This is a genomic window from Sphingomonas sp. (assembly GCF_965248875.1).
GTDB lineage: Bacteria > Pseudomonadota > Alphaproteobacteria > Sphingomonadales > Sphingomonadaceae > Sphingomonas.
In genome coordinates this window covers 1,080,852-1,097,479 of sequence record NZ_CBDFKR010000011.1, presented here as the reverse complement: position 1 = coordinate 1,097,479, position 16,628 = coordinate 1,080,852, and the positions used below count along the sequence as shown (strand labels likewise).

20 protein-coding genes and 1 tRNA gene are annotated in these 16,628 nt (G+C 67.0%); 17 read left to right on the top strand and 4 right to left on the bottom strand.

Features of this window, described 5'->3' with window-relative positions; translation table 11 throughout:
• The first annotated feature begins 30 nt into the window (after window positions 1–30).
• The gene (locus tag ACP2AD_RS12555; protein ID WP_425230384.1) at window positions 31–1,248 is read left to right on the top strand and encodes an MFS transporter; all 1,218 of its coding nucleotides are present in this window, start codon (window positions 31–33) and stop codon (window positions 1,246–1,248) included.
• Window positions 1,249–1,255: 7 nt separating this feature from the next.
• Here the strand turns inward: ACP2AD_RS12555 and ACP2AD_RS12550 are convergent, their stop codons facing one another.
• Both ACP2AD_RS12550 and ACP2AD_RS12545 read right to left on the bottom strand, forming a co-directional pair.
• Window positions 1,256–1,492 carry a hypothetical protein gene (locus tag ACP2AD_RS12550; protein WP_425230383.1) on the bottom strand — a complete coding sequence of 79 codons (237 nt, stop codon included), beginning with the start codon at window positions 1,490–1,492 and terminating at the stop codon, window positions 1,256–1,258.
• Between the two features lie 93 nt (window positions 1,493–1,585).
• Window positions 1,586–1,891, bottom strand: coding sequence for a hypothetical protein (locus ACP2AD_RS12545; protein WP_425230382.1), 306 nt, complete (start codon window positions 1,889–1,891; stop codon window positions 1,586–1,588).
• 211 nt (window positions 1,892–2,102) lie between these two features.
• On the opposite strand from ACP2AD_RS12545, the gene rplK reads away from it, so the two are divergent.
• Together rplK and rplA are read left to right on the top strand one after the other, a co-directional pair.
• Window positions 2,103–2,534 (top strand): 50S ribosomal protein L11, encoded by a 432-nt coding sequence (gene rplK, locus ACP2AD_RS12540; RefSeq protein WP_425230381.1) that lies wholly within the window; start codon window positions 2,103–2,105, stop codon window positions 2,532–2,534.
• Window positions 2,535–2,537: 3 nt separating this feature from the next.
• A complete protein-coding gene (gene rplA, locus ACP2AD_RS12535) occupies window positions 2,538–3,224 on the top strand; it encodes a 50S ribosomal protein L1 (protein ID WP_425230380.1) in 687 nt (228 codons plus the stop codon).
• Between the two features lie 597 nt (window positions 3,225–3,821).
• Here the strand turns inward: rplA and ACP2AD_RS12530 are convergent.
• Both ACP2AD_RS12530 and ACP2AD_RS12525 read right to left on the bottom strand, forming a co-directional pair.
• A complete protein-coding gene (locus tag ACP2AD_RS12530; RefSeq protein WP_425230379.1) occupies window positions 3,822–4,592 on the bottom strand; it encodes a hypothetical protein in 771 nt (256 codons plus the stop codon).
• A 132-nt stretch (window positions 4,593–4,724) separates the two neighbouring features.
• Window positions 4,725–4,801: transfer RNA gene (locus ACP2AD_RS12525), tRNA-Trp, on the bottom strand.
• A gap of 227 nt (window positions 4,802–5,028) precedes the next feature.
• Here ACP2AD_RS12525 and rpsL point away from each other — a divergent pair.
• The 14 genes from rpsL (at window position 5,029) to rpsC (ending at window position 16,624) form a co-directional block, all read left to right on the top strand.
• Entirely contained in the window at window positions 5,029–5,400 is a 372-nt protein-coding gene (gene rpsL, locus ACP2AD_RS12520) for a 30S ribosomal protein S12 (protein ID WP_425231169.1), read from the top strand.
• 48 nt (window positions 5,401–5,448) lie between these two features.
• On the top strand, window positions 5,449–5,919 hold the full coding sequence (rpsG, locus tag ACP2AD_RS12515) for a 30S ribosomal protein S7 (RefSeq protein ID WP_425230378.1): 471 nt from the start codon (window positions 5,449–5,451) through the stop codon (window positions 5,917–5,919).
• An 84-nt stretch (window positions 5,920–6,003) separates the two neighbouring features.
• The gene (gene fusA, locus ACP2AD_RS12510) at window positions 6,004–8,100 is read left to right on the top strand and encodes an elongation factor G (protein ID WP_425230377.1); all 2,097 of its coding nucleotides are present in this window, start codon (window positions 6,004–6,006) and stop codon (window positions 8,098–8,100) included.
• A gap of 126 nt (window positions 8,101–8,226) precedes the next feature.
• The gene (locus ACP2AD_RS12505; RefSeq protein WP_425230376.1) at window positions 8,227–8,892 is read left to right on the top strand and encodes a hypothetical protein; all 666 of its coding nucleotides are present in this window, start codon (window positions 8,227–8,229) and stop codon (window positions 8,890–8,892) included.
• A 10-nt stretch (window positions 8,893–8,902) separates the two neighbouring features.
• Window positions 8,903–10,585, top strand: coding sequence for a GH36-type glycosyl hydrolase domain-containing protein (locus ACP2AD_RS12500; RefSeq protein WP_425230375.1), 1,683 nt, complete (start codon window positions 8,903–8,905; stop codon window positions 10,583–10,585).
• Between the two features lie 252 nt (window positions 10,586–10,837).
• On the top strand, window positions 10,838–12,031 hold the full coding sequence (gene tuf / locus ACP2AD_RS12495; RefSeq protein WP_425230374.1) for an elongation factor Tu: 1,194 nt from the start codon (window positions 10,838–10,840) through the stop codon (window positions 12,029–12,031).
• Between the two features lie 153 nt (window positions 12,032–12,184).
• Window positions 12,185–12,493, top strand: coding sequence for a 30S ribosomal protein S10 (gene rpsJ, locus ACP2AD_RS12490; RefSeq protein WP_033921125.1), 309 nt, complete (start codon window positions 12,185–12,187; stop codon window positions 12,491–12,493).
• Window positions 12,494–12,709: 216 nt separating this feature from the next.
• Window positions 12,710–13,468 (top strand): 50S ribosomal protein L3, encoded by a 759-nt coding sequence (gene rplC, locus ACP2AD_RS12485; RefSeq protein ID WP_425230373.1) that lies wholly within the window; start codon window positions 12,710–12,712, stop codon window positions 13,466–13,468.
• Between the two features lie 2 nt (window positions 13,469–13,470).
• Window positions 13,471–14,106: a 50S ribosomal protein L4 gene (gene rplD / locus ACP2AD_RS12480; RefSeq protein ID WP_425230372.1), complete on the top strand. Its 636-nt coding sequence runs from the start codon at window positions 13,471–13,473 to the stop codon at window positions 14,104–14,106.
• On the top strand, window positions 14,099–14,416 hold the full coding sequence (locus ACP2AD_RS12475) for a 50S ribosomal protein L23 (RefSeq protein WP_425230371.1): 318 nt from the start codon (window positions 14,099–14,101) through the stop codon (window positions 14,414–14,416). Before rplD ends, ACP2AD_RS12475 begins: the two co-directional genes overlap by 8 nt.
• 1 nt (window position 14,417) lies before the next feature.
• Window positions 14,418–15,257 (top strand): 50S ribosomal protein L2, encoded by an 840-nt coding sequence (rplB, locus tag ACP2AD_RS12470; RefSeq protein WP_425230370.1) that lies wholly within the window; start codon window positions 14,418–14,420, stop codon window positions 15,255–15,257.
• Between the two features lies 1 nt (window position 15,258).
• Window positions 15,259–15,534, top strand: a complete 276-nt coding sequence (gene rpsS / locus ACP2AD_RS12465; protein WP_425230369.1) for a 30S ribosomal protein S19 — start codon at window positions 15,259–15,261, stop codon at window positions 15,532–15,534.
• Window positions 15,534–15,911, top strand: a complete 378-nt coding sequence (gene rplV, locus ACP2AD_RS12460; protein WP_425230368.1) for a 50S ribosomal protein L22 — start codon at window positions 15,534–15,536, stop codon at window positions 15,909–15,911. Before rpsS ends, rplV begins: the two co-directional genes overlap by 1 nt.
• Window positions 15,911–16,624: a 30S ribosomal protein S3 gene (gene rpsC / locus ACP2AD_RS12455; protein ID WP_425230367.1), complete on the top strand. Its 714-nt coding sequence runs from the start codon at window positions 15,911–15,913 to the stop codon at window positions 16,622–16,624. The genes rplV and rpsC overlap by 1 nt, the downstream gene beginning before the upstream one ends.
• Window positions 16,625–16,628: the final 4 nt, after the last annotated feature.

Below are 16,628 nucleotides of genomic sequence, written 5' to 3'. Positions count from 1 at the left end.
ATCCCGGTCCCTGCGCCAGCATGATGCGCGATGACCCCCGGCCCAATCGCCAGCCCGCCGCGACTGCCGCCGATCTGGCTCCTCGGCCTCACCAACCTGCTGTTCGGTTTTGTCGGCGGCGTGGCGTTGATGACGACGCCGCAGCTGCTCGCCGCACAGCACGTGCCGGAGCCGCAGATCGCGCGCATCACGTCGCTGGCGATGATCCCCTATTTCGCCGGCTTTCTGCTCGCCCCGCTCCTCGACGTGCGGTTCAGCCGGCGGACCTATGCCGGCGTGTTCGGCGTGCTGGCGAGCCTGCTCTCGATCGCGGCGACGCTGAACATCGGCGAAACGGACAGCCTGCGCTGGCTGTTGCTGGCCACCGTCGCGGCGGCCGCGCTCTACAACATCGCGATCGGCGGCTGGCTCGGCGACCTGATCGGCGAGACGGGCGGCAGCAGGCTCGGTGCGTGGTTCACGGTCGGTAACATCGGCGGCTTCGGCATCGGTGCGATCGCCAACATCGCGCTGTTCCGCGGGGTGGCGGCGCCGTTCGGCGCGATCGGCATCGGCGCGCTGGTCGCCGCACCGCTGCTGTTGCTGCCGTTCGTGCCCGCGCCCGACGCGGACGGGCGGCGCGGTGCGAAGGAGAGCTTCACGACGCTGTTCCGCGACATCCGCCTGTTGATCCGGGGGCGCGACGTGCTGCGCCTGCTGCTCGTCTTCTGCCTGCCGTGCGCCTCGTTTGCGCTGACCAACACGCTCGGCGGGCTCGGCCATGTCTATCGCGCGTCGGAGGCGTTCGTCGCGACGCTGGCGGGGATCGGCGGCACGATCGCGGGCGTGGCCGGCAGCCTGCTGGTGCCGCCGCTCGCCCGCCGGATCGCGCCCTTGCTGCTGTACCTGCTGATCGGCGGGGTCGGCGCGGCGTTCACCGCGACGCTGATCGTGCTGCCGCACACGCCTGCAGTCTTCGCGGTTGCGATGATCGGCGAGAACGTCGCGCAGGCGGCGGCGTTCAGTGCGGCAACGGCGATCATCTTCGCGGGCATCGGTCGCGACAATCCGCTTGCGGCGACGCAGTTCGGCCTGCTCGGCGCCGCCTATGCGCTGCCGGTGACGTACATGCAGGTGATCGACGGTGATGCCTATGGCCGCGGCGGGATGACCGGCATGCTCGCGACCGACGCCGGGATCACGCTGTTCGCCGCGCTGCTGCTGGTCGTACCGGTGCTGCGTTGGGCGCGGGGCGGCGCGGCCGCCTGACGCAGGGTCACCGCCGTCCCTGCCCCCTGCGCAGCGCCGCGTCGCGCACCACCGGCGTCTTATGCTCGGTCCGCCTGGCGCTGAACAGCGCCTTGTCGTTGTGCGCCGCCCCGGCCGGATCGGCCTTGGACCAGTTGGTCACCTGATCGAGCTCGGGCAGCGCAATCGCCTCTTCGTGCAGTGACGGCGGCAGCGCGACGGGCAGCCGGTCGAGCGCGGCGTCGACCTCGTTCTCCGCCGTCAACAGCGTCTGCCATTGATCTTTAGCCGCAATGCGTGCGTTCCCCAGCCGCGCGCTCCGCGCCTTCTCCTGGCGAAGATACAGGAGCTGCAGCGCCTACGCGGCAGTTATGCTGGGCAGCTCCGGGCGGTCGGTGTAGTGCCAGCTGTCGCCGTCATGGCTGTCGCGTTGAAACTCGGCGATCAGCGCCAGCTCCAGCCGCTCGCAGCCCTCGTCCAGCGCGATCCGCATCTCCCGCGCGAAGCCCGGGTCGCGCTGCCGCCGTCCCCCGAACGATGCCGTCGATGCGCCCGCCGTCTGGTTGCGCGTGAGGGGTCGGCTGGCGATCGCCAGTCCAGGCGCACCGACGATCCAAGATCGCAAGGCCGAACTGCGCTCCACCGCCGCGCGCCGGCCACGCATGCGGCCGGCCGGGCCTCGACCCGGCTTCGCTGTCACGGGCAGAGCCGCCCAAGGATTATGCGTTGCGCAGCATCGTTGGAAAGCCGGCGTCGGGTTTACTCCCGTGACGGCCTCTGCTAGGCGCGCCGACCTTCCAATTCATTGGAACGCCACCGCGGGAGAGTACGCTTGCGTGCTCGTCGGCACCGCTCATTCTGAAACAGGAAGACTAATGGCCAAGAAAATCACCGGCTATATCAAGCTGCAGGTGCCCGCCGGCGCCGCCAACCCGTCGCCGCCGATCGGACCGGCGCTGGGTCAGCGCGGCGTCAACATCATGGAGTTCTGCAAGGCGTTCAACGCGCAGACCGGCGATCAGGAGAAGGGGACGCCGCTCCCCACCGTCATCACCGTCTATGCCGACCGCTCGTTCAGCTTCGAGACCAAGACCCCGCCCGCGACCTATCTGCTGAAGAAGGCGGCGAACCTGAAGTCGGGCTCCAAGGAGCCGGGCAAGGCGTCCGCGGGCAAGATCAAGCGCTCGCAGCTGGCCGAGGTGGCGCAGGCCAAGATGAAGGACCTGAACGCCAACGACCTCGCCGCGGCGACCAAGATCATCGAAGGTTCCGCCCGCGCGATGGGTCTCGAAGTGGTGGAGGGCTGAGCCGTGGCGACCAAGAAGCAGAAGAGCTGGACCGTCAGCCCCGAGCAGCTCCACGGCGTCGACGAGGCGATCGGCCTCGCCAAGTCGCTCGCGACATCAAAATTCGACGAGACGATCGAGGTCGCGCTCAACCTCGGCGTCGATCCGCGCCACGCCGACCAGATGGTCCGCGGCGTCGTCACACTCCCCAAGGGTACCGGCAAGACCGTCCGCGTCGGCGTGTTCGCGCGCGGCGCGAAGGCGGACGAGGCGCGTGAGGCGGGAGCCGACGTGGTCGGCGCCGAGGACCTGATGGAGGAGATCCAGGGCGGCAAGATCGACTTCGACCGCTGCATCGCGACGCCGGACTTGATGGGCGTCGTCGGCCGGCTGGGCAAGGTGTTGGGGCCGAAGGGCCTGATGCCCAACCCGAAGCTCGGCACCGTGACGATGAACGTCGCGCAGGCGGTGAAGGACGCCAAGGGCGGCCAGGTCGAGTATCGCGTCGAAAAGGCGGGGATCATCCACTCCGGCATCGGCAAGGCGAGCTTCCCGGCCGAGGACCTGCGCGCGAACTTTGACGCGCTGGTCGACGCCGTGATCCGCGCCAAGCCCTCGGGCGCCAAGGGCAAGTATGTCCGCAAGATCGCGGTTTCCAGCACGATGGGCCCGGGCATCCGGGTCGACGTCGCGGAGGTTGCGGGGGCCTGACCCTCTCTCGTCCCTCGCTCTGTGGGGGAGGGGGACCGCCCGGCGCAGCCGGGTGGTGGAGGGGGCCCACGCCGAGTGAACGGTAGGGGCGAGCCGCGAGGCGCCCGCCCCTACCGCGGCCGGGATGCTGCAGCTCCTTCATCTTCATCAGAAAAGGCGCGGCTGAGCGTCACGCCGGACGCCATCCGGCAGCGCCGCGGCGCTTCGCCCATCGCGCGCGGCTCGATGCGATGGGGCGGGGGGAGCAGGCGGCGGAGTACGAACGCTGCCGGCTGGTCGAGGCCGAGTTCCGCGCGGGCGTCATCTCGCCCCACGAACCGCCGCCGCCGTTCTTCCCCAAAAAATACTGGCAGCTGGCGCGCTCCGCGCCTCCCAACCGATGTCGCCAATAGCTGGTCAGAGCGGCGATAGCGGCGTCTGTTGTTCCGGCATGTGTGCGGGAGGCGTGCGAAAAAGCAAAGCGGCTAGGTTGGGTGCGCCCCGCATGATGGCGGTCGTTGCCAGCGCTGGTCTCCCTGCCCACGCGGCGAAGGCCGCCCGTCTCATCTCGGCTGCGCCGCCGGTCCACCGACCTTGCCGTCTGGGCCGGAGCTCGCGCTATGGACGTGCAGGCTGCGGCCGCTCCGTGAAATCGAAATGTATCCGCACCCACGCCCCCACCAGCGCGCGGCCCCCCAGCCGCGGCGGGCGCACCAGGAACTGCCACGCCGCCTGCCTCAACGCCCGCGCCAGCCCGGTGCCGCGCGGGCTTTCGTCCAGCTCGCGGCAGTTCTCGACGTGATAAGCGGGGGCGGTCTTGCACGCGATCTCGGCCCAGCCCGGCTGCGGCCCGCCCGGGAGGTATAGTGCCAGTGCGCCCGGCGGCGGCTCGCGATACCACTCCGCCCGGTACAGCCGCGCGCCGCCGGGGCCCTCGCCCGGCCCTGCGACCTGTGCCGTATCGACCGCGGTGTCGGCGCTGTCGTCATTACCCGGCGCACGAGCGATATGGCCGATGTCGCTGGCGGCGAAATCGTCATGGTTCATGGCCAGCGCCGGCGCGGGGGTCTGCGTTCGCGTCTGAACCGGCGGCGGCGGGACGGGGGGCGGCGGCACGGTGCTGCGCGGCGGCGGTGGCGCGGCGGAGGCATGCGCGACCGCCCGGCGGGCGGCGGCCGGATGCGCCGGGGCGGCCGTGCTGCGGTCACCTTCGGGCAGCATGCTGAACACCGGCCGCGGCTCGTGCGGCGCACGCGGCGGGATCACCCCCAGCCGCAGCAGCAGGAGCAGCAGGATCGCGACAAAGCCGACGGCCAGCGCCGCCGACGCCACCCGCGACCGCGTGCTGCCGGTGCGCCGGTACGTCGAGGGCTGCAGCGACGACGGCATACTCAATCGGCACCAACAAGGGCCGACACGGAAGTGAATACCGTGTCGTCGGACGGGTTCGGCACTGCCGACCCGCCGGCCGGCCTTGCCTGCACGCAGCCAGCCACGCTGCCTGCTTGCAGGCGGCGGCGCTGGCAGGGGAGCTCGGATTCGAACCGAGGGCCTTCGGTTTTGGAGACCGACGCTCTAACCAGCTGAGCTACACCCCTCCAGTGCTCGTCCCTCTATCCCCGTAATCCGGGAGCGGCAAGCGGGACGTGGCATGGCCTGCCCACCACCCCGTTGACCCGAACGGCCTTGCGGGCTAAGGGGGCCGCCGTTCGTTCCGACGAACAAGCTTGAACATTGCTGGGTGCGCTTGCCGGGGTCTCGTATGGCCCCTTTTCGCATTCATTTGTCCAGCTCCAGCAAAGTAACCCGAAAGGTGAAGGGCTTCATGCCGACGATCAACCAGCTGGTCCGCAAGGGCCGCGACCCGCAGATTGCCAAGAGCAAGACACCGGCCATGGAAGCGAACCCGCAAAAGCGCGGCGTCTGCACCCGTGTCTATACAACTACGCCGAAGAAGCCGAACTCGGCGCTGCGCAAGGTGGCCAAGGTACGCCTGACCAACCAGCGCGAGGTCATCAGCTACATACCGGGGGAGGGTCACAACCTCCAGGAGCATTCGGTGGTCCTGATCCGCGGCGGCCGCGTGCGCGACCTGCCGGGCGTCCGCTACCACGTCCTGCGCGGCGTACTCGACACGCAGGGCGTCAAGGACCGCCGACAGTCCCGCTCCAAGTACGGGGCCAAGCGCCCCAAGTAAGCGCCGGCATCTTGCCGGACACATCGCTGAAATCTCAAGGAATTACACATGGCTCGTCGTCGTCGTCCCGAGAAGCGCATCATCCTGCCCGATCCCAAATACGGCGATGAGGTGCTGTCCAAGTTCATGAACTCCGTCATGTATGACGGCAAGAAGTCGGTTGCGGAGCTGATCGTCTATGGCGCGATGGAGACCGTGGAGACGCGGGCGAAGCGTGATCCGATCGGCGTCTTCCATGATGCGCTGAACAACATCAAGCCGGGTATCGAGGTCCGCAGCCGCCGCGTCGGCGGTGCAACCTATCAGGTGCCGGTCGAGGTGCGGCCGGAGCGCGCGCAGGCGCTGGCGATCCGCTGGCTGATCACGGCGGCGCGCTCGCGCTCGGAGAACACGATGGCCGCGCGGCTGTCGGGCGAGCTGCTTGATGCATCGAACAACCGCGGCAACGCCGTGAAGAAGCGCGAAGACACCCACCGCATGGCCGAAGCCAACCGCGCCTTCTCGCATTACCGCTGGTAGGGCTTCAAACCACCCGATCTTGACCTACATAGTGGGGAGCCGGCGACACGCTGCGCTCCCCACATTTCCAAGGAAGCAACGACCATGGCCCGCAGCCATCCGCTCGACCGCTATCGCAATATCGGCATCATGGCGCATATCGACGCCGGCAAGACGACGACGACCGAGCGCATCCTCTATTACACCGGCAAGTCCTACAAGATCGGCGAGGTCCATGAGGGCACCGCGACGATGGACTGGATGGAGCAGGAGCAGGAGCGCGGGATCACGATCACGTCGGCTGCGACCACGTGTTTCTGGAAAGCGGAGGAGGGCGAGGGTCCCGAGCACCGGATCAATATCATCGACACGCCCGGCCACGTCGACTTCACCATCGAGGTGGAGCGCAGCCTGCGCGTGCTCGACGGCGCGGTCGCGTGCTTCGACGGTGTCGCGGGCGTGGAACCACAGTCGGAGACGGTGTGGCGGCAGGCGGAGAAGTACAAGGTTCCCCGCATGTGCTTCGTCAACAAGCTTGACCGCACCGGGGCGAATTTCGAGCGCTGCGTGGAGATGATCAAGGATCGTCTCGGTGCGCGCCCGCTGGTGCTGTACCTGCCGATCGGCATCGAGGGCGGGTTCAAGGGCCTGGTCGACCTGGTCGAGAACCGCGCGATCATCTGGCTGGAAGAGTCGCTGGGCGCGAAGTTCGAATATCAGGACATCCCCGCCGAGCTGAAGGATGCCGCGGCCGCCGCGCGCGCCGAGCTGATCGAGGCCGCCGTCGAGCAGGACGACGCCGCGATGGAGAAGTTCTTTGAGGGCGAGGAGCCGACTGCGGCCGAGCTGAAGAAGCTGATCCGCAAGGGCACGCTCAACTTCTCGTTCGTCCCCGTGCTGTGCGGTTCGGCGTTCAAGAACAAGGGCGTTCAGCCGCTGCTCGACGCTGTGGTGGACTATCTGCCGAGCCCGCTCGACGTCCCCGCGATCAAGGGCGTCAAGCTGGACGGTGAGACCGAGGATTCGCGCCCGGCCGATGACGGCGCGCCCTTCTCCGCATTGGCGTTCAAGATCATGAACGACCCGTTCGTCGGCACGCTGACCTTTGCCCGTATCTATTCGGGCAAGCTGGAGACCGCGTCGCAGGTCACCAACTCGGTCAAGGACAAGAAGGAGAAGGTCGGACGTATGCTGCTGATGCACGCCAACGACCGCGAGGACATCCAGATTGCGTATGCGGGCGACATCGTCGCGCTGGCGGGGTTGAAGGACACCACCACTGGCGACACGCTGTGCGCGATCAATGCGCCGATCATCCTGGAACGGATGGAGTTTCCCGAGCCCGTCATCGAGCTGTCGGTCGAGCCCAAGACCAAGGCCGATCAGGAGAAGATGGGCGTCGCCCTCAATCGCCTGTCGCGCGAGGATCCGTCGTTCCGCGTCTCTACCGACCATGAATCGGGGCAGACGATCATCAAGGGGATGGGCGAGCTCCACCTGGAAATCCTGGTCGACCGTATGAAGCGCGAGTTTAAGGTCGAGGCCAATGTCGGCGCGCCGCAGGTCGCGTATCGCGAATATCTCGCGAAGAAGGTCGACATCGACTATACGCATAAGAAGCAGTCGGGCGGCTCCGGTCAGTTCGGCCGCGTCAAGGCGACAGTCGTGCCAGGCGAGCGCGGCTCGGGCTTCCAGTTCATCGACGAGATCAAGGGCGGCAACATCCCGCGCGAATACATCCCGTCGGTGGAGAAGGGCTTCCGCGAGACCGCTGAGACCGGCTCGCTGATCGGCTTTCCGATCATCGACTTTGAGGTACACCTGACCGACGGCGCGTATCACGACGTCGACTCGTCGGCGCTGGCGTTCGAGATCTGTGCCCGCGGCGCGATGCGCGAAGTGGCGCAGAAGGCGGGCATCAAGCTGCTGGAGCCGATCATGAAGGTCGAGGTCGTCACCCCGGAAGATTATCTGGGCGACGTCATCGGCGACATGAACTCGCGGCGCGGGCAGATCCAGGGCACCGACAGCCGCGGCAACGCGCAGACCGTCGAGGCGATGGTGCCGCTGGCGAACATGTTCGGCTATGTGAACCAGCTGCGCTCGTTCACGCAGGGCCGCGCGAGCTATTCGATGCAGTTCTCCCACTATGACGAAGTGCCCGCGAACGTGGCGGACGAGGTGAAGGCGAAGCTGGCGTAGGATAATGGGCTGGGCGGGGGTGAAGATCAATCTTCGCCCGCGCTGCGTCTCCCGGCCTTCGCCGTCGCCGTATAGCTGGCGTCCGCGCGATCGTGATCGCCTTCGCCGCAAACGGAGGCAGGCGCGATGACGGTGAACCGGAGAACGGCGCTGGCTGGCATGACCGCCGCCGGAGCCGTCCTCTCGGTCCGCGAGACGGCTGCACGAGTTGGTGGCGGTTCCGGGTCGGGGTCGCCCCTGGGCGGTTGGGACACCGACGCGCACGGCTTGCCCGTGTACGGCTTTACCGGCGATCTGCCGGTGGAGACGCTTACCCCGTCGGGCCATCCTTACCCGCTCGATCCGGACCCGGTGTTCCTGCTCGGTAATGACTACTTGACGCTGTTCGCCTTCGCCAGCGGGCGATTGCTGTTCATGTCGGGCGAGCATGGATGGGTGCGGTTGAACGAGCCCGCACGTACGGCGCCAGGTCACGCGGCGACGCTGACGGTGACGGAGAACGGCGCAACCCGCACTTTTGACATGATCGGCATGCGCGGCGTCTGCGCTTCGGGCCGGCAGGCGACGCGCAGCTTCGGGTGCGGCACCGCGCACTATCGGCTTACTCCGCAGCCCGGTCTGGTTGTCGAGCGCATTCTAAGCTTAGCACCGACCGTGGCAGCGCGGCGGGACGGGGCGGCCGTCATCGTGACCATTCGAATGACCAACGTAGGATTGACGCCGCTCGGTATCGACCATGTCGAAACGGTGCTCAGCAACCCGGCTATCGGTTCGAGGCACGCCGGCCGCTAGCGCGCCACAGGTGAGGTTCGTCAATCGGGCGAGGTTGTTGCCCGGCGGAGATGGCGTCCTCTGCGAGGCGACCGCGGTCGGTGACGACCCGCGCCTCCTCACCCCGATCGACACGCCGAACCGGTACAATCTTTATCCGCCGTCGCTGGTGCTCATGACCGCGGCATCGGCGGGCAGCGCGCCCGTTACCTTCGAGCAGCGCGGCACCGAGAGCGGCGCGGTGGCACTCTCCGCACGATCGCGCATGCAACTGCAACCCGGCGAAACCCGCGACATCGTGCTGGTGATCGCGCTCGTATCGCCGGGCGCGGCATTGGCACCGGTCGCGCAATTTGCGGCCGCGCTCGCGCCCTCGGCCACGGGAACATGGTTCCGGGAGGATTGGGCCGGCGTGCTGGCGCCGCTGGGAACGGTGCCGGACCCGACACTGCGCGCCGAACTGCTGTGGGACGGGCATGCCCTGCTCGCGATGTCGACCTATGCCGCCTATTATGGTCAGACATTCATTCCGCAGGGAATGACATACGATTACCACTTGGATCTGAACGCGGGGCCGCGCGACCATCTACAGCATGCGATGGCGGCTGCCTATTTTGCGCCCGGACTCGCCAGGTCGGCGCTGCTCTACACGCTGTGCACGATGACCGAGGAGGGCGGGATCAAGTTCACCGTCTCCGGCAACGGGCAGACGGCCGACAGCAGCTGGACCACATCGGACCAGCAGCTCTTCCTCCTCTACGCACTGGGCGAGTATCTACGGATCACGCGCGACTGGAGCCTGCTGGACGTCGAGACACCTTACCTGCCTAGAGAGCGGCAGGTGTCGGGAACGGTGCTGCAGAAGCTTGAGCGAGCATTCATTTACCTGCGCGATCATGTTGGTACAGGTCCGCACGGCCTTGTGCGGTTACTGAATGCGGATTGGAACGATCAGATATATGCCGGCGTGGCGACCGGTAAAGACCGGAACGCCGCGGAGTCGCAGATGAACTCCGCGATGGTGATGGCGGTCATGCCGCCGCTGATCGAGCAGCTGAACCGCTATGTCGGCACGCGGCCGAGCGATCACGCCGCTGCCGTCCGGCGCCTGACCCGCGACATGCAGCTTTATGTCGACGCCGTCACGGGGGCGATGATGCGCGATATGGCGGGGCGGACGTTCGCGCGACGCGCCTGGCTGGGATCGGGCCGGGCGCTTGGCGACGATGACATGTATCTGGAGCCGCAATCGTTTCTGCTGATGGCCCCTGGCTTTCCGGTAGAGCGCAAACGGATGTTGCTGCGCGAGATGCAGCGCCGCCTCATCGACGGTGAGACGCTGGGCCCACGCCAGCGCGAACGGCCGGCGGCCGACGGCCGGATGCAGCCCGGCACGAGCGAGAATGGCGGCTTCTGGTATTCGCTGGCCGGGCAGGCGGTCGCGGGCGTGGCGACGTTTGATCGTGCGGCGGCGCTGACACTGCTCGACCGCATGACCTTCCGCACCTTCAGCCGCCGCCACCCGCACTATTGGGTCGGTCAGTGGACCGCCCCCGATACCCTGAACGCGGACGCCGTGGGCGACATCGCGGGATTGCCGCGGCCGATGGATGATGGACTGTGGTGTAGGATGGCGAGCTATTGCGCGCACGCACACGCCTGGCCGATCTACAGCTATTTCCGCATCCGCGACGCGGGCGCCGCCGGCTCTTAGCCCAGCAGCGCCGGCGCTCCCGTGCCGCGATGCAGACACCCGGCCGCCGGCCGGAGGTAGCCTTGTCCGCGGGCTGCCGTGTCCAAATACCCCCTAGCGTCACGACGAATCTTTCGTTACTGGCGCCCGGCACGCAGGCGGCCGGGCTCTCGCCCGGTTGTTGGTGTTCGGGGTCATCCCCGTTTTTGAACACATCATGATGATCACGCGGCCCGCCAGCTTGAAGGGCGGTGCGCTGTTTGAGGGAAGAACATGGCGAAGGCAAAGTTTGAGCGGAACAAGCCGCATCTCAACATCGGCACCATCGGTCACGTTGACCACGGCAAGACCTCGCTGACCGCGGCGATCACCAAGGTGCTGGCCGAGACGACCGGCGGCACCGCAGTCGACTTCGCCAACATCGACAAGGCGCCCGAAGAGCGTGAGCGTGGCATCACCATCTCGACCGCCCATGTCGAGTACGAGACGGTGAACCGCCATTACGCGCACGTCGATTGCCCCGGCCACGCCGATTATGTGAAGAACATGATCACCGGCGCCGCGCAGATGGACGGCGCGATCCTGGTCGTGTCGGCCACCGACGGCCCGATGCCGCAGACCCGCGAGCACATCCTGCTCGCCCGCCAGGTCGGCGTGCCGGCGATGGTGGTGTTCATGAACAAGGTCGATCTGGTCGACGACGCCGAGATCCTCGAGCTGGTCGAGCTTGAGATCCGCGAGCTGCTGTCGTCCTATGAGTTCCCGGGCGATGATATCCCAATCGTCCAGGGGTCGGCGACGGCGGCGCTCAGCGGCTCGAACGAGAAGCTCGGCAAGGAAGCCGTGCTTGAGCTGATGAAGCAGGTCGACGAGTATATCCCGCAGCCCGAGCGCCCGCTGGACAAGCCGTTCATGATGCCGATCGAGGACGTGTTCTCGATCTCCGGCCGCGGCACGGTCGTCACCGGCCGCGTCGAGACCGGCATTGTCAAGGTCGGCGAAGAGGTCGAGATCGTCGGCATCCACCCGACCGTCCGCAAGACTACGGTCACCGGCGTCGAGATGTTCCGCAAGCTGCTCGATCAGGGCCAGGCCGGCGACAATGTCGGCGCGCTGATCCGCGGCGTGGCGCGTGACGAGGTGGAGCGCGGCCAGGTGCTGTGCAAGCCTGGCTCGATCAAGCCGCACACCGACTTCTCGTCTGAAGTGTATGTGCTGTCGAAGGAAGAAGGCGGCCGTCACACGCCGTTCTTCGCCAACTATCGCCCGCAGTTCTACTTCCGCACCACCGACGTGACCGGCACCGTCGAGCTGCCCGAGGGCACGGAGATGGTGATGCCGGGCGACAACGTCGCGCTGGGGATCAAGCTGATCGCGCCAATCGCGATGGACGTCGGCCAGCGCTTCACGATCCGCGAAGGCGGCCGTACCGTCGGTGCCGGCGTTGTCAGCGGCATCGACAAGTAGGCCGCATATAGGCTTTGCTCCCGCCCGGCGCTCTTCCCGAGCGTCGGGCGGTTGCTTTTTGTGAAGGCGCTCGGTAGTGGCGCGCCCTTCGCTTCGCACGATTACAGGCCAGAGCCCGGCTACGGGCCCCGCTCTTTCACATCGGTAGGAACCATGGACAACAACATCCGCATCCGCCTGAAGGCGTTCGACCACCGCGTGCTGGACCAGGCCGCCGGTGACATCGCCGACACGGCGCGACGTACCGGCGCGCTGATCCGTGGCCCTATCCCGCTGCCCACGCACATCGACAAGTTCACCGTCAACCGCGGGCCGCATATCGACAAGAAGAGCCGCGAGCAGTTCGAGACGCGCACCTACAAGCGCCTGCTCGACATCGTGCAGCCGACCCCGCAGACGGTCGACGCGCTAATGAAGCTTGATCTAGCGGCTGGCGTTGACGTCGAGATCAAACTGGCCTAACGGCCTCCCTCCCGCGGTCGACGCGCCTTGGTTTCCTTGGCAGGTCCTGTGGGAGCAACGACATAGAGATACCGCTGGTCTTCGGATCAGGACAGCGTCTCCCGTCATGCCCTGGTCCGCCGGGGTAACCAGCCCGGGACGGGGGCCACGCTTCGCTTGAACCGGGCTGACACGCACCTGGCATCCCGCCTTGTGCCTCTGTGAGGGAGTTTGGTCATGCGCACCGGCGTGATCGCGAAGAAGATGGGCATGACCCGCCTGTTCCAGGACGACGGCCGCCACGTGCCCGTCACCGTCCTGCAGCTCGACGGGCTTCAGGTCGTCGCCCGCAAGGAAGCCGTCCGCGACGGCTACACCGCCGTCCAGCTGGGCGCGGGCACCGCCAAGTCGAAGAACGTCGCCAAGCCGCAGCGCGGCCATTTCGGCAAGGCCGAGGTCGAGCCCAAGGCGTATCTGGCCGAGTTCCGCGTGACCGAGGACAACCTTCTTGACGTCGGCGCTGAGCTGTCGGCCGAGCATTTCGTCGCTGGCCAGCTGGTCGACATCCAGGGCCGCACGCAGGGCAAGGGCTTCGCCGGCGGGATGAAGCGCTGGAACTTCGGCGGTCTGCGCGCGACCCACGGCGTGTCCGTGTCGCACCGCTCGCTGGGCTCCACCGGCCAGCGGCAGGATCCGGGCAAGGTCTTCAAGAACAAGAAGATGGCCGGCCACATGGGTGACAAGAACCGCACCCAGCAGAATCTGGAGATCGTGTCGACCGACGCTGCGCGCGGGCTGATCTTCGTCAAGGGTTCGGTGCCCGGCTCGAAGGGCGGGTGGCTGCTGATCAAGGATGCGGTCAAGGTGCCGGCGCATGCCGGGGTACCGACGCCCGCCGGCCTGAAGGCCGTGGCCGACGGCAACACCCAATCCGCCGCCGACACGCCCGCCGCAGACGCGGCCGATGTTTCCGCGACCGACGGCCAGGAGGGCTGAGCGTGCAGATCAAACTTTCTTCCCTCGCCGGCGAGAGCAGCGGTGAGGTCGAGCTCAACGATGCGGTGTTCGGCTTGGAGCCGCGCGCCGACATCCTCCATCGCGTCGTCACCTGGCAGCTGGAAAAGCGCCGGGCAACCGCACGCGGCACGCGCGAGCGCGCCGATGTCGCACGCACGGGCAAGAAGTTCGGCCGTCAGAAGGGCGGCGGCACCGCGCGTCACGGCGATCGCCGCGCGCCGGTGTTCATCGGTGGCGGCAAGGCGCACGGCGCGCGCGTCCGCGACTTCAACCCCGGTCTCAACAAGAAGGTGCGCGCGCTGGGGCTGAAGATGGCGCTCAGCAGCCATGCCAAGGCGGGCTCGCTGATCATCCTTGACGGCTTTGCGGTCAGCAAGACCAAGGAACTGCAGGGCCATTTCGCGACCCTGAGCATCGGCAAGCGCACGCTGGTGATCGACGGCATCGCCGGCGAGAGCTTCCTTGCGGCGCGCAACCTTCGGGGCGTGGAAATGCTCCCGGCCGTTGGCGCCAACGTCTACGACATCATCAAGGCCGATACGCTGGTGCTGACCCGCGCCGCGGTCGAGCAGCTGGAGGCGCGCTTCGCCCTCCCGGGAGGGTCGACCAATGGCTAAGGCGCCGAAAACGGCGGTCGAGAACCGCCACTATGACGTGATCGTGGCCCCCCACATCACCGAGAAGTCGACCATGCTGTCCGATCACAACGCAGTCGTGTTCAAGGTCGTCTCCGGTGCGTCCAAGCCCGAGATCAAGGCGGCGGTCGAGGCGATCTTCGGCGTGTCGGTGACGGGCGTCAACACGATCGTCCAGAAGGGCAAGACCAAGAAGTGGAAGGGCACGCCCTACACGCGGTCGGATGTGAAGAAGGCGATCGTGACGCTGGCCGACGGCCAGTCGATCGACGTCACCGAGGGAGCCCGCTGAGATGGCGCTCAAGCAATACAACCCGACCTCGCCCGCCCAGCGCGGCCTGGTGCTGGTCGACAAGTCGAGCCTGTGGAAGGGCAAGCCCGTCAAGGCGCTGACCGAGGGCAAGCTCAAGACCGGCGGCCGCAACAACAAGGGTCATGTGACCAGCCGCGGCATCGCCGGCGGGCACAAGCAGAAGTACCGCTATATCGACTTCAAGCGTCGCAAGTGGGACGTCGAGGGCACCGTCGAGCGGCTGGAATACGATCCCAACCGCACCGCATTTATCGCGCTGGTGAAGTATGCCGACGACGAGCTGGCCTATATCATTGCGCCGCAGCGGCTGGCCATCGGCGACAAGGTAGTCGCGGGCAAGAAGACCGACGTGAAGCCGGGTAACGCGATGGAGCTGGGCCAGATGCCGGTTGGCACCATCGTCCACAATGTCGAGATGAAGCCCATGAAGGGCGGCCAGATCGCCCGTTCCGCCGGCACCTATGTGCAGGTGGTGGGGCGCGACCGCGGCATGGTGATCGTGCGGCTGGGATCGGGCGAGCAGCGCTATATCCAGTCGGCCTGCATGGCGACGGTTGGCGCGGTGTCGAACCCCGACAACCAGAACCAGAACCTGGGCAAGGCCGGGCGCAGCCGCTGGATGGGCAAGCGCCCGCTGACCCGCGGCGTCGCCAAGAACCCGGTCGACCACCCGCATGGCGGCGGCGAAGGCCGCACGTCGGGCGGCCGTCACCCGGTCACGCCCTGGGGCAAGCCGACCAAGGGTGCGCGCACCCGTCACAACAAATCGACCGACAAGATGATCATCCGGTCGCGTCATTCGACCAAGAGGAAGGGCTAAGATGGCTCGTTCAGTCTGGAAGGGCCCGTTCGTCGAGCTGTCGCTGCTGAAAAAGGCGGAGACGGCGCAAGACACCAACGCCCGCGCGCCGATCAAGACCTGGTCGCGCCGGTCGACGATCCTGCCGCAGTTCGTCGGCCTTACCTTCAGCGTCTATAACGGGCGCAAGTTCGTTCCCGTGTCGGTCAACGAGGACATGGTCGGCATGAAGCTGGGCGAGTTCGCGCCCACGCGCTACTTCCCGGGCCACGCCGCCGACAAGAAGGGCAAGCGCTGATGAGCAAGCAGGCCAATCCCCGTCGCGTCGGCGACAAGGAGGCGCTGTCGGTCGGCACGCAGATTCGCGGCTCCGCGCAGAAGTTGGGCCTCGTCGCGGCGCTGATCCGCGGCAAGAAGGTCGGCGATGCGATGAACATCCTCGCCTTTTCGACCAAGGGCATGGCGGTCGACGCGCGCAAGGTGCTGGCGTCGGCCATCGCCAATGCCGAGAACAATCACAATCTCGACGTGGACGCGCTGGTCGTGGCCGAAGCGAGCGTGGGCAAGTCGATCGTGATGAAGCGCTTCGCGACCCGCGGCCGTGGCAAGTCCACCCGCATCCTGAAGCCGTTCAGCCGTCTGCGCATCGTCGTGCGCGAGCAGGAAGAAGCGTAATGGGTCAGAAATCGAACCCGATCGGTCTGCGCCTGCAGATCAACCGTACCTGGGACAGCCGCTGGTTCGCCGAGGGTGCGGACTATGGCCGGCTGCTGCTGGAGGATCTGCGCATTCGCCAGTATATCATGAAGACGCATCCGCAGGCGGCGATCAGCAAGGTGGTGATCGAGCGGCCGGCAAAGCTGTGCCGCATCTCCATCTATGCCGCGCGCCCCGGCGTCATCATCGGCAAGAAGGGCACGGACATCGAGAAGCTGCGCAAGACAATCGGCGGCATGACCAAGTCCGACGTCTCGCTCAACATCGTCGAGATCAGGAAGCCTGAGGTTGATGCGCGGCTGGTCGCGCAGTCGATCGCCGACCAGCTGGAGCGCCGCATCGCGTTCCGCCGCGCCATGAAGCGCGCCGTGCAGTCGGCGCTGCGGCTCGGTGCCGAGGGCATCCGCGTGCAGTGCGGCGGACGGCTTGGCGGCGCGGAGATCGCGCGATCGGAGCAGTATCGCGAAGGCCGCGTTCCGCTGCACACGCTGCGCGCGAACATCGATTATGCCGAGGCCGAGGCGCACACCAGCTATGGCGTGTGCGGCGTCAAGGTCTGGGTGTTCAAGGGCGAGATCCTGGGTCACGATCCGATGTCGACCGACCGGCTGATGATGGAGGCCCAGACCTCCGGCGTGCGCCCGGCGCGCGACGACGACCGCCGCCGGTAAAGGA

Coding starts and splice junctions, on each gene's coding strand:
- rplK (WP_425230381.1), top strand. CDS start 2,103: ATGGCCAAGAAAATCACCGGCTATATCAAGCTGCAGGTGCCCGCCGGC.
- rpsL (WP_425231169.1), top strand. CDS start 5,029: ATGCCGACGATCAACCAGCTGGTCCGCAAGGGCCGCGACCCGCAGATT.
- ACP2AD_RS12545 (WP_425230382.1), bottom strand. CDS start 1,891: ATGCGTGGCCGGCGCGCGGCGGTGGAGCGCAGTTCGGCCTTGCGATCT.
- ACP2AD_RS12505 (WP_425230376.1), top strand. CDS start 8,227: ATGACGGTGAACCGGAGAACGGCGCTGGCTGGCATGACCGCCGCCGGA.
- rplC (WP_425230373.1), top strand. CDS start 12,710: ATGCGCACCGGCGTGATCGCGAAGAAGATGGGCATGACCCGCCTGTTC.
- rplV (WP_425230368.1), top strand. CDS start 15,534: ATGAGCAAGCAGGCCAATCCCCGTCGCGTCGGCGACAAGGAGGCGCTG.
- rpsS (WP_425230369.1), top strand. CDS start 15,259: ATGGCTCGTTCAGTCTGGAAGGGCCCGTTCGTCGAGCTGTCGCTGCTG.
- tuf (WP_425230374.1), top strand. CDS start 10,838: ATGGCGAAGGCAAAGTTTGAGCGGAACAAGCCGCATCTCAACATCGGC.
- ACP2AD_RS12530 (WP_425230379.1), bottom strand. CDS start 4,592: ATGCCGTCGTCGCTGCAGCCCTCGACGTACCGGCGCACCGGCAGCACG.
- fusA (WP_425230377.1), top strand. CDS start 6,004: ATGGCCCGCAGCCATCCGCTCGACCGCTATCGCAATATCGGCATCATG.
- rplB (WP_425230370.1), top strand. CDS start 14,418: ATGGCGCTCAAGCAATACAACCCGACCTCGCCCGCCCAGCGCGGCCTG.
- rpsC (WP_425230367.1), top strand. CDS start 15,911: ATGGGTCAGAAATCGAACCCGATCGGTCTGCGCCTGCAGATCAACCGT.
- rpsG (WP_425230378.1), top strand. CDS start 5,449: ATGGCTCGTCGTCGTCGTCCCGAGAAGCGCATCATCCTGCCCGATCCC.
- rpsJ (WP_033921125.1), top strand. CDS start 12,185: ATGGACAACAACATCCGCATCCGCCTGAAGGCGTTCGACCACCGCGTG.
- ACP2AD_RS12555 (WP_425230384.1), top strand. CDS start 31: ATGACCCCCGGCCCAATCGCCAGCCCGCCGCGACTGCCGCCGATCTGG.
- ACP2AD_RS12475 (WP_425230371.1), top strand. CDS start 14,099: ATGGCTAAGGCGCCGAAAACGGCGGTCGAGAACCGCCACTATGACGTG.